The following is a 14,159-nucleotide window of genomic DNA, read 5'->3' on the forward strand; positions in this document are numbered from 1 at the left end:
ACTCAATACCGATTATAGCGCTAACCATCTTTAGCAAATAGTATTAAGCCTAATATAATAAGGGCAATGCCTACTAGTCCCATCGCTGAAGGTAGATCATTACTAAGAAACAGCATACCGCCCATCAATGCAAAGATGACCTCACTAGCTTGGGTGGAGTCAACACCAGCGACCTCACTCGAAGTCACCGCTTTCTCGCGTGCATAAAGAAATATACTAGTCGCGCCAACGCCTGCTAATAGAGCTACTAGCAAGGTATTGAACAACTGTGAGGAGCTAGGGGCTTCTGGGCGCACTATAATGCCTAACAATAGCCAAAATGGCAAACTTCCTAAGGACATTAGCCAGACTTTGTTAAAAGCATTTTGTAATAAGTCCGTTTCGATAGCGGGAATACGGCTGATTAACTTTTGTAATTTGGAGGACTGCTGCTCAATTTTGGCAGCCGGTTCATGGGAGTAAGGTAGACTAATGGTAGGAGTGGTAAAATCGTTAGTATCAGCGGCGTCATTAGCAGCGACTGTTAAAAAAGGCTCTGCAGCCATGCGCTGCCGAGAATTATAAGAGACTTGCCAGACCAGCTGATTGCCAATCGGATAACAAAATGCTGCGAGCAAGGCAGGTAAAGCGCCAAACAGTAGCATCTCCGACATAGAAGGGGTTGCCAAAGCTGCTGCTGCAGTAGCGCGTAGTCCCTCGCTGACATTGACTAACACCACGCCAATAAACACTAGTATGGCATAAAAGATAAACTTTTTATCAAAGCGCTGACCAAATGCCAATAGCACTAATAAGCTTGTGACCACCGTAAACATAAAAGTCGCTGCGACCACCCAACCAGCAACATGGTCGCCGGCATAGCAGATACCCGTATAAAAAACGCCAAAACCAATACTGCCAGTCAAACACCAAAAGCGCCAATGCTGCGCAAAAATAGCGCTTAGTGCTTTGATGCGTCCAAAGCCGTGTGGTACAACGATAATTAAGCTCAATATCAGCCACATAAATAAGTAGCGCAGACTAGCTGACCAAAACCAATGCCCACCTGCGCTACTCATAGCCTCATTCAATATAAAGGTTGAGCTAAAAAGCGCACCTGCTAATAACCCAAGCAAAATGAGTTTTACCATCCTTGTATCCTTACGCTTTTTGGCTGCTCTGAGACTGTTGACATCGACTTTGCCAAACCTAAGATAATCATGCTCAGTAGAGCAGAGAGCGATTATCCATAATGATTTTGCAAACGATGAATTATAACGTAAGTGGCTCTACTAAACAGTAGAGTAAACCGGAAAAAAGATGCTAAGCATAACCTTGAGCATCTTTTTTAGTATAAGCACAAAATAAATTGAGAACTACCAAACCGTCTCGTTTAATCTAAGCGTAGTAAGTCATTAACTGCGGTCTTAGCACGGGTTTGTGCATCGACTTTTTTGACGATGATAGCCGCGTACAAGCTATGAGTGCCGTCTTCTGAAGGCAAGCTACCGGGCACTACTACTGAGCCTGCTGGCACACGGCCGCGATGAATCTCGCCCGTTTCACGATCATAAATACGCGTTGATTGACCGATATAGACGCCCATAGAGATCACTGCGCCTTCCTCGATGATCACGCCTTCAACGATTTCAGAGCGCGCACCGATGAAGCAATTATCCTCGATGATAGTAGGATTGGCTTGTAGCGGCTCTAACACACCGCCGATACCAACGCCGCCTGATAAATGCACGTTTTTACCGATTTGTGCACAAGATCCGACGGTTGCCCAAGTATCAACCATAGCGCCTTGATCGACATAAGCGCCAATGTTGACGTAGGACGGCATGAGTACCGCACCAGCTGCGATGTAGGAGCCTTTACGCGCTACCGCTGGTGGCACAACGCGCACGCCCGCTTCTTTAAATTGGGCCGCTGTCCAATCAGCAAATTTAGTCGGCACTCTGTCATAAAACTGTACATGCTCGCCGGCAGCTTGCACATAATTGTCATTGAGGCGAAAAGATAATAGCACTGCTTTTTTGGCCCATTGATTGACCACCCACTGGCCCTCTTTTTTTTCAGCGACACGCAAACTACCATTATCTAATTGCTCAAGTACTTGCTCGATAGCTGCCCGCACCTCTGATGGCATATTAGCTGGGCTATAGTCGTTGCGGTTTTCAAAAGCTTGCTCAATGGTTTGTTGTAATGACATAAAAATCCTTAAAGGTTGATGAACAAAGTTAAAAACGTAGTTGATACGCTCTAAGAGTTTTTGAGATGATTATTGATCCACGCCAAGATATCTTGATAAACCGTATGTTTCTCCAGCTCTTGTAGCGGCTCATGACGCATATGCGGATAAAGCTTTATAGTGATATCGCTGAATTTTTGCTGTTTTAAGCGGTTAACTACCTTCTGCACACCTCTGCCCATGTCACCGATAGGATCGTTTTTACCACTGATAAAGAGCATGGCAAAGTCTTTTTTGATAGTAGTTGCCCAGCCTTTATTAAGACCTGATTGCATTAGGGTAAATAGCGTCAAATAGCCATTATTAGTAAATTCAAACCCCGTTAAAGGGTCAGCTTCATAAGCCTCAATATTGGCCTGATTCTCGCTTAACCAAGCAAAGGGCGAGGAGGAAATACGGTTATCAAGCTTACTATTAAGCACTTTATTCATGGTAGTAGCAAATAGCGTATTGGGCTTTTTAGGCGCGACTTTTGCTAGTAGCTTATTGATAGGCAAAATAGCTTTTGCTAACGGATTGACATCAGCGCTACCCATCAAGATAGCGCCAGCGAAGTTATGTGCGTGATGCTTCATTACCGTGCGCACAATAAAGGAGCCCATGGAGTGTCCCATAACGAAATGCGGGACATCAGGATGCCGAGCTTTTAGGTTATCTGCCATCAAGATTACATCTTTTAATAAAGTCTGCACCGGATGCTCATCACCAAAAAACCCAAGCTCGCTTGCGGACTTGACTGTCTTGCCATGACCGAGCTGATCATACGTGGCTACTGCAATACCGTTATCCGCTAAGAATTGTGCAAACTCGCTATAGCGGCCGCTGTGCTCGCTCATACCATGAATTATTAATAAGGTAGCAGTTATTTTAGTAGCACTATCTGTAGGCTCAAAAAAACTATGGTGTAAATAGTGGCTAGTATCCGATGAGGTGATTTGCTCGGTAGTACTCATAAAGCTTCCTTGATCGATTTGGAGATTAACAAGATGGGTTAAGATTTTATTGCGCCGTATTATGGCTAGATAAACTGTCGTAAATCGTTTTGCCTTCTTTGATGGTTTTTACCACTTTGATATCCCGTATTTTATCGGCTGGTACGCTCAAAGGATTTTGATCCAAAATAACTAAATCCGCTAATTTGCCAGGAGTCAACGAGCCTTTGCTGTCCTCTTCATAATACTCATAAGCGGCGTGGCTGGTGATTGCTTTTAGCGCTTGATAAGGGCTGGCGCGCTCATCGACACCGATAATTTTGCCAGTGCGTGAGGTACGATTGACCGCGGACCAGATACCAAATAAAGGATCGACAGGGGTGACGGTATCATCTGAGTGGTTGGTATATTTTAGTCCCATTTTATCGGCAGTGGCAATCGGACTTAAGAAGTTTGCGCGAGCTAAGCCTAAGTTTTTGACATGGACATCGCCCCAAAAGTAAGCGTGATTGGTAAAGAATGACGGTAGCATTTTATACTTTTTGAAAGCTTGTAGTTGATCAAGGCGCGCGAACTGCGCATGAATGGGAACGGTACGACGATCTTTATCCGCCGCTTGTCCGGTCTTTTTGATGGCATACTCATGAGCTTTAATCACCATATCGGTGGCACCATCGCCATTATTATGGATAAAGAGCTGATTATCGCGAGCATAAGCTTTGGCAAACATCTCATTGAGCTCATCTTGACTCAAGCTTGGCAGGCCGCGGCAGTTACTATCACAATCGGCTACAGGCGTTAGATAAGGCTGACTAAAATAAGCGGTCTTGCCTTGCGGGGAGCCATCAGCGATAATCTTTGTGCCTTGTACTTTAAAGCCGTTTTGATAGCTTTTCCATTTAAAATCTTTATCCGCTAAGTTCTCATCCAAGTCGCTCACGCCAGCTAGGGATATCAAATCGATCTTTAGCTTACCAGCATCAGCTTGCGCCTGAAAAAACTTAATGGCATCACGCGTGGTTGAACCATCTTGGGCGGTGGTAATGCCATTGCTGGCATAATAGTCCTGCGTTTGCTCAAAGAACTGAGCTTGCTTAGGAGCCAGTACTTCTAATAAGTTACGCACGAAAGGATACATAGCGGTCTCTTGCACCAAACCGTTTGGCTCGTTAGAGCCTTTGACCCGAGCAATATTACCACCCTCTGGCGCTTTACTATCGGCCGTGATATTCATCTCAGCTAAGCCTTTAGAGTTCGCCACGCCCATATGACCGCTAGTATGTTGTAGATAAACCGGATTATTAGGCAGCACGCTATCGATCTCATCTTTGGTCGGATGACGACCCTCCGCTAATTGGGTCTCATCATAACCCCAGCCAAATCTCCACTCGCCATCAGCGATATTATTATCTTTTTTATAAGCCTTTAGCGCTTGCAGCATTTTATCTATACTGTCAATCTTGCCTACTGGTGGTGGATTTAGATCAGCTTGACCGAATGTGTTAGAAATCATACCAAAATGACTGTGCGGATCGATAAACCCTGGTAATAAAGTTTGGTTTTTTAGATTGACTGAGATGGCATTTTTATATTTTGACTGTGCTTTGTCCAAGGTACCTACATAAGCAATTTTGCCGCCTTTAGTGACTAAGGCTTCGACCATCTCTGGCTGGTCGCTTTGCATAGTAATAATGTCGCCGTTATAGTAAACGGTGGCGGTAGAGTCTAGATTGTCTACGCTTTGCTTAGTCTTTGCTACGGTTTTATTCGTTTTTGTGAAAGCGGTGTCATGGCTGGAGCTACAACCCATCATGGCTATTATACCTAAGCTTAATAAAGTAGGTTTGAGTAGAGGCATGAGAGTCATTAAGGCTCCTTAGTAGCGGGCGAGGGTTAAAAGAGCGATAAAGCTCTAAATAAATTAGCTTAAAAATATCATGGTTACCAATTTAACCACAATGACCTACAGGGTCAATGTTATTTTATTTACCAGGTCGTTAGCTTCAATAATGATTTAGCAGATACTAAACGAACCAATAATGAACCAATAATGAACCAATAACGAACTAATAGTAAGAAACTTATGAAAAATACAGCAGTCAAACGAGCTAAACATCTACTATTAGCTGGCGGAGGTCATGCGCATATTGGCCTATTGCGTCGTCTTAGCGATAAGCCACTAAAAGATGTCGCTATTACTTTGATAACTGAGCAGCCGCAAACGCTTTATTCAGGGATGCTGCCCGGCTGGATGGCAGGGCATTATAACCTTGCTGAGATAACTATCGACATGATTGAGCTATGCAGACGTGCCGAAGTGTCGTTATTGCAGCAGCCTATAATAGCGGTTGATGCTGAGACGCAGACTGTCGTCACTAGCAAAGATGAGACGCTTGATTATCAGGTTTTATCATTAAACACTGGCGCTGACACGGACTTGCACTGGTTAAAATCTGATGATTCAGAGGCTGAAAAAGCTGATGATAATCATGTTAAGGTTGTCCCCGTGCGTCCATTAGCTAACTTCGTTTTGCAGTGGCAACAAATCTTGCAAGAGGCCAAGCAAGCGGATCAGTATAAGCTAGCAGTGGTTGGCGCTGGAGCGGCGGCGGCAGAGCTCGTCATGGCAGCGCAGTTTGCCTTACAGCAAATCAGTCCTAAGCATCAAGCTTATCTAGTCTGCGGTGAGCAGCTACTCTCTGACTTTGCTCAAGGTTTCAAGTCTCGCGTCATTAAACAACTGCAGCGTCATAATATTGATATTATCTATGAGCGCGCTGAGAGCTTAACGAATGAGCAGCTGCTAACGACTAAGCAAAGCTTGCCTGTGAATGCAGTCATTGCCGCGACTGGCGTTATGGGTTCAGCTTGGAGCGAGCATAGCAATTTGGCAACGGTAGAGAATGGCTTTATTGCCGTCAATAGCTATCAGCAAAGTATCTCACATGCCAATGTGTTTGCCGTTGGTGATGTCTGCAGCCGCGTCGATCGCGATATGGCGCACTCAGGTGTCCATGCGGTATTTGGCGGCGCGGTAGCAGCGGATAATCTGTTAGCTTATCTAGCAGGCAAACCTCTAAAGAGTTATCAGCCCAAAAATCGTACGCTATATCTATTATCTTGCGGTGATAAATACGCTATCGGTAGTTGGGGCAGATACAGTGTGCAAGGTCGCTGGGTTTGGGCACTTAAAAAGTATATTGATAAGCGTTTTGTCAATAAAAAGTAAAATTTTTATAAATTCAACAGCCGCTAATTATTATTACCACTTTTTAATAAAAATATTGGTGACATAATACCGTATCATTGATTAGTTAAACTTGAATTTAGCTATCGATTGATTAGACTATAATCAATAATAATGCGAATAATGTGACATGCATTAGGTTGCTAAGTGACTTTAAATCCATTATCAAGCCGCTCAACTTACCATGCTATACATAGATATAAACTGCTCGTTTTCACTTATCCCTCCCCAAAAGGACAATAGTCGTTTATGAAAAAGATCTTAATTGTCCTAGTCGTCATCTTAGTCATTGCCGGGTTTTTCTTCTTTGGCTTTGATGACTTATTAACCTTACAAGGTATTCAGGCGCGTCTATCGCAGTTTTATGAGTGGCGTGATGAATCGCCGCTATTAGTAGGCGGCTTGTTCTTTTTGGCTTATGTGCTTGTCGCCGCCTTTTCATTGCCAGGCGCGGCTATTATGACTTTGTTAGCTGGCGCTTTGTTTGGCCTATGGTGGGGCTTATTACTGGCCTCTTTTGCTTCGAGCATTGGCGCGCTATTTGCCTTTTTGGCCGCACGTTTTTTGTTTCGCGACAGCTTCCAAACTAAATTTGCCAGTAAGCTTAAAAGTATCAATGACGGTATAGCAAAAGATGGTGGCTTCTATTTATTTACCGTGCGCTTATTGCCGATATTTCCATTTTTTTTGGTCAATATTTTGATGGGTTTGACGACTATTAAGGCTTGGACTTATTACTGGGTCAGTCAACTCGGCATGCTAGCTGGCACTTTTGTCTACGTTAATGCTGGCGTACAACTCGCACAGATTGAGAGCCTTGGTGATGTTATTTCACCTACATTGTTAGGCTCCTTTGCGCTGCTAGCGATATTTCCATTATTGGCCAAAAAAGCCCTCGATTGGTACAAAGCTCAGCAAGTCTACAAAGGCTGGCATAAGCCTAAATCCTTTGATCGCAATATGGTAGTGATCGGCGCAGGGGCAGGCGGGCTAGTCTCTGCTTATATCGCTGCTACTGTCAAAGCTAAAGTGACACTAGTTGAAGCTAATAAAATGGGCGGCGACTGCTTAAATTATGGCTGCGTACCTAGTAAATCACTGATAAAAAGTGCCAAAGTTGCTCATCATATGCGCCATGGTGCAGACTACGGGTTACAAAATGTCGAGGTCAATTACGACTTCAAATCAGTAATGAGCCGCATACAGCGCATTATCAAAAAAATAGAACCTAATGACAGCGTTGAGCGCTATAGCGGACTTGGGGTAGAGGTTATCAAAGGCTACGCCACGATCGTTAATCCGTGGACAGTAGAGATTAAGGATAATAATGGTCAAGTGCAGCAGCTGACGACTCGTAATATCGTTATCGCTGCCGGTAGCCGACCTTTTATACCGCCTATCGATGGGTTAGAAAACATCGACTATTTGACTAGTGATACTCTTTGGCAAAAGCTTAGTCATCAACAGTCGCCGCCTAAACGCTTGGTTATCATCGGTGGCGGTCCTATCGGCTGTGAGTTATCGCAAGCCTTTGCGCGTTTAGGCTCTAATGTCACGCAGATAGAGCGCGGTAGTCGGCTGCTAAAAAAAGAAGATCCGGAAGTGGCAGAGTATGCTAAAGACTGTCTAGAGACTGATGGCGTAAACGTATTACTCAATCACGATGCTATACGCTGTACGCGTGACGATATTAATAGTGCGTTGCAAAGCCTGACGGTGAAAGATAAGCAAGGGGTTGAGGCGACTATTGAGTTTGATGCTTTGCTTATCGCGGTCGGACGACAAGCGCGGACTACTGGTTATGGTCTTGAGAATTTAGGCATTGATACTTTTGATACCGGCGGTACTCTTGTTACTAACGACTACTTAGAAACAAAGTTCCCTAATATTTTAGCGGCTGGTGATGTCGCAGGCCCCTATCAGTTCACTCATGTAGCCTCCCATCAAGCTTGGTATGCGGCGGTCAATAGCTTATTTGGCGGTCTAAAAAAGTTCAAAGTCGATTATCGAGTGATTCCTTGGGTGACTTTTATTGATCCTGAAATTGCCCGCGTTGGGCTTAGTGAAACTGAGGCTCATGAGCAAGATATTAAGTTTGAAGTGACGCGTTATGATATCGGCGATCTGGATCGCGCCATAACTGAAAGCCAAGCGACAGGCTGGGTAAAGGTATTGACTGTGCCTAATAAAGATAAAATACTTGGCGTGACTATCGTCGGTAATAATGCAGGCGAGTTATTAGCCGAATACGTCTTGGCGATGAAACATAATCTTGGCCTTAATAAAATCCTTGGCACTATCCATCCTTATCCGACCATGAGTGAGGCGAATAAGTACGCGGCAGGGGCGTGGAAACGCAATCATGCGCCAGAGAAATTACTTAAGTGGGTAGAGAGGTATCATCGGTTTAAACGCAGTTAGACATTAGATGATTGAATTGACACAGTTCTTTTTAACTAAAAGCTTATAAAGCTACTACCACTAGCGTTTAGAAAATCTATTATATAAACCCTGAGCCAATGCTTTGACGATCATCGCCTGACTTTGTGCAAAGCCTTTGTATTTAGGCAGCTTATCGTCTATATCTGCGACACGGCGATTATAAAACAGATGCATGCTAGGTTCTGGTAGTGCCGCTGCATCAGCATAATTGCTAGTAGGCACTAATAGCAGATTGCCGCCCATTGCCATCTCTATACTAGGTTTATTGCAGCTTTTGCAAAGTCCACGGCTTATATTTGGTGGTAGTTTCCAGCGGCGAAACTTAGTACGCATTAGCTTTAGCTCACTGACATCTGGCTTAACTAAAACGGTGATATCGTTATAAGCTTGTCCGGTGTATTCCTGACAAATAGTACAATGACAGATAAAGCGAGCAATCGGCGTGTTGTTAATCAGGTAGGTATTGCTACAGCAAGAGCAGGAGCCTTCTTGCGGCGTAAATTGTTTGCTCATCGGTCAATCCTTTTTATTAAAATAAAGTTATAAGAAGAAAGTTAGCTATGTTTATTCTCGAAATTCATTAAAGCGAAATATAACATTTTCTGAGTGTCTCATAATATTGGCTTTAAGTAGAGCTGCTGATCATTTAGACAAAAAAAGAGACCTTGCTAGGTCTCCTTTTTTTTGCTACTAATCATTCATAAACAACTTTATAGAATAACTATTAGCAGCCTAATTTACCTTCCGCTGCAAGCGCTTTTTTGCTACGAACTGGCGCAGGACAGTCCTCGCCATAGTATTGACGATCGGCAAAGTAGCTTGAGCGCACCATAGGACCGGCCCAAATGCTAAAGAAGCCAATCTTTTTGCCATAATCCATGTAGCGCTGAAACTCATCAGGATGCACGTAACGATCGACTGGCGCATGATCCTTACTCGGCTGCAAGTACTGACCTACGGTAATCATATCGACATCATGGGCTTTTAGATCATCAAGTAGCGCGTAAACCTCTTCTTCAGTCTCACCAAGACCCACCATAAACCCGCATTTGGTGGCGATATCAGGGCGACGCTCTTTATAAATCTTTAGCAGATCTAGCGAATGCTGATAGTCAGAACCCGGACGGAAGGCTTTATACAGACGCGGCACCGTTTCGATATTATGGTTAAACACATCCGGCGCAGTCTCCGTCAATAAATCGAGCGCTATATCCATACGGCCACGAAAATCAGGGACTAGGATCTCAATTAAGCAATTAGGGCTCAAAGCTCTAGATTCATTCAATACTTCGACAAAATGCTGCGCGCCGCCATCCTTTAGATCATCGCGATCCACTGAGGTGATAACCGCGTATTTTAGCCCTAAACCTAAGATAGTCTCAGCGGTATGACGCGGCTCATCCTTATCAAGCTCATTAGGGCGACCGTGACCGACATCACAAAACGGGCAGCGACGGGTACAAATATCGCCCATAATCATAAAGGTAGCAGTACCATCAGAGAAGCACTGCGCAAGATTGGGGCAGGCCGCTTCTTCGCAAACGGTATAGAGCTTTTGCTCACGTAGTTTGGCTTTGATACGCGCCACTTCCGCAGGGGAGGATAGCTTTACTCGTATCCAATCCGGTTTTTGCTTAGTCTCAACAGTAGGAATCACCTTAATAGGTATACGGGCAACCTTATCGTAGCCGCGCAACTTTTCGCCTTGAATGGCTTTTTTGGGCTTAGCTTTAACAGCAGGAACGTGGGTTTGTACAGCTAATGAGCTCATAGAGTTATCCCTAACCCTCACTGTCTTTGTATCAAGGCCTAAACCTTTATAAGACAAGGGTTTTATTTTATTATCTGATAGTAGTGAGTCTTAGATTTTATCGAGTAATTATAGCAAAATTTGCTTTAGTAATCATCTAGCTATCGTCAAAGAAGCTAGTATAAAAGTAATTCAATAGCTGATTGGACGGTTTTGGAGACTAGCGGAATATTAGAGACCATCAGTTTTTACTTTTCAATATCAATACCCATCTCAGTAAATACCTCAATAGCCGCTCGAAAGGCTTCTTGCGTCGTTGGCGCGCCGCAATAAGGCAGGCTATGCATCAGTACTTCGCGAATCTCGCTGACACTTGCGCCATTGTTGATAGCACCGCGGATATGACCTTTTAACTCATTAGGGCTTTTTTGCGCGATCAAGAATGACAAGGTGACTAATGAGCGGTATTTGCGTGGCAATATTGAGTCGTCTTGCCAAGTGCTGCCCCAAGCGTGCTCAATGATCCAATCCTGCAACGGCTGAGTAAAAGCGGTTGCCCCCTTAAGAGAGCGCTCAACATGTGCTGCGCCCATAACTTCGGTACGAACCTTTAGCCCTTTATCATAATTTGAGTCATTATCCATATGGCTTTTCCTAATAATCTTAGACGGTTAATTGAAAGGTAGTTATAAGGTGATAATAATCCGCTTAGTTATACCATCCATTTTTTTAATAAATGTTGGCTATGCAAGGCGCTTTAGCCCCTAACCATTAACATTTTGAGCATTTTAGGCTATCATTGCCATACTAATTATTCAATATTTGTATTCAATTAAGCACATTGACGCAGGCTGTTATACTGACTACCCCCGTGATGTGCTGATCATCGACCGACGAGGAAAACTATATATGTTAGAAGCTTATCGCAAACATGTCGAAGAACGTGCCCAGCTAGGAGTAGTACCACTACCGCTTAGCGAAAACCAAGTCGCCGAATTGGTCGAGCTACTAAAAAACCCACCAGCAGGTGAAGACGAGTTCTTGATGAACTTGCTAGAAAATCGTATCCCAGCCGGTGTGGACCAAGCGGCTTATGTAAAAGCGGCATTCTTAGCGGCTATCGTAAAAGGCGAAGCAAGCTCACCACTTATCAGTAAGAAAAAAGCGGTTGAGATCTTAGGCACTATGCAAGGCGGCTATAACGTTGCGCCATTGGTTGCAGCATTAGATGACGCCGATGTAGCACAAGAAGCTGCCGAAGCTTTAAAGAAAACATTGCTAGTATTTGACGCGTTTAACGACGTGACTGAAAAAGCCGAAGCGGGCAATGACATCGCTCGCGAAGTAGTGCAGTCTTGGGCGGATGCCGAATGGTTCTTGAACCGTGATGCGGTACCAGAAAAAACCACTTACACCACGTTTAAGGTCACGGGCGAAACCAACACTGACGACTTGTCTCCAGCTCAAGACGCATGGAGCCGTCCTGATATTCCTCTACACGCACTTGCCATGCACAAAAACTCTCGTGACGGCATCACGGCTGATGAAGAGGGCGTTGTTGGTCCTATGAAGCAGATCGAGGCACTAAAAGAAAAAGGCTATCCACTTGCTTATGTCGGCGACGTCGTCGGTACGGGCTCTAGCCGTAAGTCTGCGACCAACTCAGTACTGTGGCTAATGGGCGAAGATATCCCGAACGTACCAAACAAACGCGGCGGCGGTCTAGTACTGGGTAACAACATCGCTCCTATCTTCTTCAATACTATGGAAGATTCAGGCGCATTGCCAATCGAAAAAGTAGCGGTTGATAAGCTGGATATGGGCGATGTTTTTGACATCTATCCGTATGAAGGCAAAATCACTAAGCATGATTCTGATGAAGTATTATCAACTTTCAAATTAAACTCGCCAACACTGCTTGATGAAGTTCGTGCTGGTGGCCGTATTCCACTTATCGTAGGTCGTGGCCTGACTAACCGTGCCCGCGCATACATGGGTCTTGGTCATTCAGACGTATTTGCAAAGCCAGAAGAGCCGACTGATACCGGTAAAGGCTTTACACTAGCACAAAAAATGGTCGGTAAAGCTTGTGGCCTAGAAGGCGTGCGTCCGGGTATGTACTGTGAGCCTAAGATGACCACAGTCGGCTCGCAAGACACCACAGGTCCTATGACCCGTGACGAGCTAAAAGATCTAGCTTGTTTAGGTTTCCAAGCGGATCTTGTGATGCAGTCTTTTTGTCATACCGCTGCTTATCCAAAGCCTGTTGACGTTGAGACTCAGCATACGCTACCTGACTTTATTATGAACCGCGGCGGCGTAAGCTTACGTCCAGGCGATGGTATCATTCATAGCTGGCTGAACCGTATGCTTCTTCCAGATACTGTTGGTACTGGCGGTGACTCGCACACGCGTTTCCCAATGGGTATCTCGTTTCCAGCGGGTTCTGGTCTAGTCGCTTTTGCTGCGGCGACTGGTGTTATGCCGCTTGATATGCCAGAATCTGTCCGTGTCCGTTTCGTTGGTGAGCGTCAGCCTGGTATCACGCTACGTGACTTGGTCCATGCTATTCCTTACCAAGCCATCAAAGAGGGTTATTTGACGGTCGATAAAAAAGGTAAAATCAACGAGTTCAACGGTCGTATCCTTGAGATCGAAGGTTTAGAAGATCTAACCGCTGAGCAAGCGTTTGAATTATCTGATGCCTCTGCTGAGCGTAGTGCTGCTGGCTGTACTATCACATTATCTGAAGAGTCGGTAACTGAGTACTTAAACTCAAACATCACGCTACTTAAGTGGATGATCTCAGAAGGCTATGGCGATGCGCGTACTATCAGCCGCCGTATCGAGCAGATGCAAGAGTGGCTGGCGAACCCAAGCCTAATGCGTGCTGACGAAGACGCAGAATATGCCATCGACATGACTATCGATATGAGCGAGATCAAAGAGCCCATCCTTTGCTGCCCGAACGATCCAGATGATGCCAAAACGCTAGCTGATGTCGCAGGCGATACCATTGATGAAGTGTTTATCGGTTCGTGCATGACTAACATTGGTCACTTCCGCGCTGCAGGTAAACTCTTGCAGGACGTACCAGCAGGTAGCCTCAAGACTCGTTTGTGGATTGCGCCGCCAACTAAGATGGATGCACGCCAGTTGATGGAAGAAGGCTATTACAACATCTACGCGCAAGCCGGCGCGCGTACTGAGATGCCAGGGTGTTCACTATGTATGGGTAACCAAGCGCGTATCGCGCCGAAATCTACCGCCGTGTCCACCTCTACGCGTAACTTCCCGAACCGTTTAGGTCAAGGCGCTAACGTTTATCTAGCATCTGCTGAGCTAGCTGCGGTTGCTGCGGTATTAGGCAAACTGCCAACCAACGACGAATATCAGCAATACGCGGGTATGCTTAACAGCATGGGTGATGAAGTCTACAAGTACATGAACTTCGATCGTATGGATGCGTATACGGAAGAAGCGGATAAAATCAACGTCGCTCAGTTGACTTAAGCTTCAAAATGAGACGTTTTTAAGTTTTACCGCTTTTAGATA

At 44.9% G+C, this 14,159-nt stretch carries 10 protein-coding genes; 3 read left to right on the forward strand and 7 right to left on the reverse strand.

Features of this window, described 5'->3' with window-relative positions; genetic code table 11:
• Positions 1 to 20: 20 nt before the first annotated feature.
• The 4 genes from M0N77_RS02605 to M0N77_RS02620 form a co-directional block, all read right to left on the reverse strand.
• The gene (locus M0N77_RS02605; RefSeq protein ID WP_353103266.1) at positions 21 to 1,130 is read right to left on the reverse strand and encodes a multidrug resistance efflux transporter family protein; all 1,110 of its coding nucleotides are present in this window, start codon (positions 1,128 to 1,130) and stop codon (positions 21 to 23) included.
• Positions 1,131 to 1,372: 242 nt separating this feature from the next.
• Positions 1,373 to 2,194, reverse strand: coding sequence for a 2,3,4,5-tetrahydropyridine-2,6-dicarboxylate N-succinyltransferase (gene dapD, locus M0N77_RS02610; protein ID WP_353103268.1), 822 nt, complete (start codon positions 2,192 to 2,194; stop codon positions 1,373 to 1,375).
• Positions 2,195 to 2,244: 50 nt separating this feature from the next.
• A complete protein-coding gene (locus tag M0N77_RS02615) occupies positions 2,245 to 3,186 on the reverse strand; it encodes a lysophospholipase (RefSeq protein ID WP_353103270.1) in 942 nt (313 codons plus the stop codon).
• Positions 3,187 to 3,232: 46 nt separating this feature from the next.
• Complete coding sequence (locus M0N77_RS02620; RefSeq protein ID WP_353103272.1) at positions 3,233 to 5,032, reverse strand: amidohydrolase; 1,800 nt, start codon at positions 5,030 to 5,032, stop codon at positions 3,233 to 3,235.
• A 216-nt stretch (positions 5,033 to 5,248) separates the two neighbouring features.
• Between M0N77_RS02620 and M0N77_RS02625 the strand changes: the two genes are divergently transcribed.
• Together M0N77_RS02625 and M0N77_RS02630 are read left to right on the forward strand one after the other, a co-directional pair.
• Entirely contained in the window at positions 5,249 to 6,394 is a 1,146-nt protein-coding gene (locus M0N77_RS02625; RefSeq protein WP_353103274.1) for an FAD-dependent oxidoreductase, read from the forward strand.
• 267 nt (positions 6,395 to 6,661) lie between these two features.
• Entirely contained in the window at positions 6,662 to 8,833 is a 2,172-nt protein-coding gene (locus M0N77_RS02630; RefSeq protein ID WP_353103275.1) for an FAD-dependent oxidoreductase, read from the forward strand.
• A gap of 60 nt (positions 8,834 to 8,893) precedes the next feature.
• On the opposite strand, the gene M0N77_RS02635 is transcribed toward M0N77_RS02630, so the two are convergent.
• The 3 genes from M0N77_RS02635 to M0N77_RS02645 form a co-directional block, all read right to left on the reverse strand.
• The gene (locus M0N77_RS02635; protein WP_353103277.1) at positions 8,894 to 9,367 is read right to left on the reverse strand and encodes a GFA family protein; all 474 of its coding nucleotides are present in this window, start codon (positions 9,365 to 9,367) and stop codon (positions 8,894 to 8,896) included.
• Between the two features lie 211 nt (positions 9,368 to 9,578).
• Positions 9,579 to 10,625, reverse strand: a complete 1,047-nt coding sequence (gene lipA / locus M0N77_RS02640; protein ID WP_353103279.1) for a lipoyl synthase — start codon at positions 10,623 to 10,625, stop codon at positions 9,579 to 9,581.
• A 227-nt stretch (positions 10,626 to 10,852) separates the two neighbouring features.
• A complete protein-coding gene (locus M0N77_RS02645) occupies positions 10,853 to 11,248 on the reverse strand; it encodes a carboxymuconolactone decarboxylase family protein (protein ID WP_353103281.1) in 396 nt (131 codons plus the stop codon).
• A 265-nt stretch (positions 11,249 to 11,513) separates the two neighbouring features.
• Between M0N77_RS02645 and acnB the strand changes: the two genes are divergently transcribed.
• Complete coding sequence (acnB, locus tag M0N77_RS02650; protein WP_353103283.1) at positions 11,514 to 14,117, forward strand: bifunctional aconitate hydratase 2/2-methylisocitrate dehydratase; 2,604 nt, start codon at positions 11,514 to 11,516, stop codon at positions 14,115 to 14,117.
• Positions 14,118 to 14,159 lie beyond the last annotated feature (42 nt).

It is taken from the genome of Psychrobacter sp. AH5 (assembly GCF_040371085.1).
Lineage (GTDB): Bacteria > Pseudomonadota > Gammaproteobacteria > Pseudomonadales > Moraxellaceae > Psychrobacter.

What these genes read in the sequence shown, in the direction of transcription:
- M0N77_RS02605 (WP_353103266.1), bottom strand. Translation starts at nt 1,130, where the DNA reads ATGGTAAAACTCATTTTGCTTGGGTTATTAGCAGGTGCGCTTTTTAGC.
- dapD (WP_353103268.1), bottom strand. Translation starts at nt 2,194, where the DNA reads ATGTCATTACAACAAACCATTGAGCAAGCTTTTGAAAACCGCAACGAC.
- M0N77_RS02615 (WP_353103270.1), bottom strand. Translation starts at nt 3,186, where the DNA reads ATGAGTACTACCGAGCAAATCACCTCATCGGATACTAGCCACTATTTA.
- M0N77_RS02620 (WP_353103272.1), bottom strand. Translation starts at nt 5,032, where the DNA reads ATGACTCTCATGCCTCTACTCAAACCTACTTTATTAAGCTTAGGTATA.
- M0N77_RS02625 (WP_353103274.1), top strand. Translation starts at nt 5,249, where the DNA reads ATGAAAAATACAGCAGTCAAACGAGCTAAACATCTACTATTAGCTGGC.
- M0N77_RS02630 (WP_353103275.1), top strand. Translation starts at nt 6,662, where the DNA reads ATGAAAAAGATCTTAATTGTCCTAGTCGTCATCTTAGTCATTGCCGGG.
- M0N77_RS02635 (WP_353103277.1), bottom strand. Translation starts at nt 9,367, where the DNA reads ATGAGCAAACAATTTACGCCGCAAGAAGGCTCCTGCTCTTGCTGTAGC.
- lipA (WP_353103279.1), bottom strand. Translation starts at nt 10,625, where the DNA reads ATGAGCTCATTAGCTGTACAAACCCACGTTCCTGCTGTTAAAGCTAAG.
- M0N77_RS02645 (WP_353103281.1), bottom strand. Translation starts at nt 11,248, where the DNA reads ATGGATAATGACTCAAATTATGATAAAGGGCTAAAGGTTCGTACCGAA.
- acnB (WP_353103283.1), top strand. Translation starts at nt 11,514, where the DNA reads ATGTTAGAAGCTTATCGCAAACATGTCGAAGAACGTGCCCAGCTAGGA.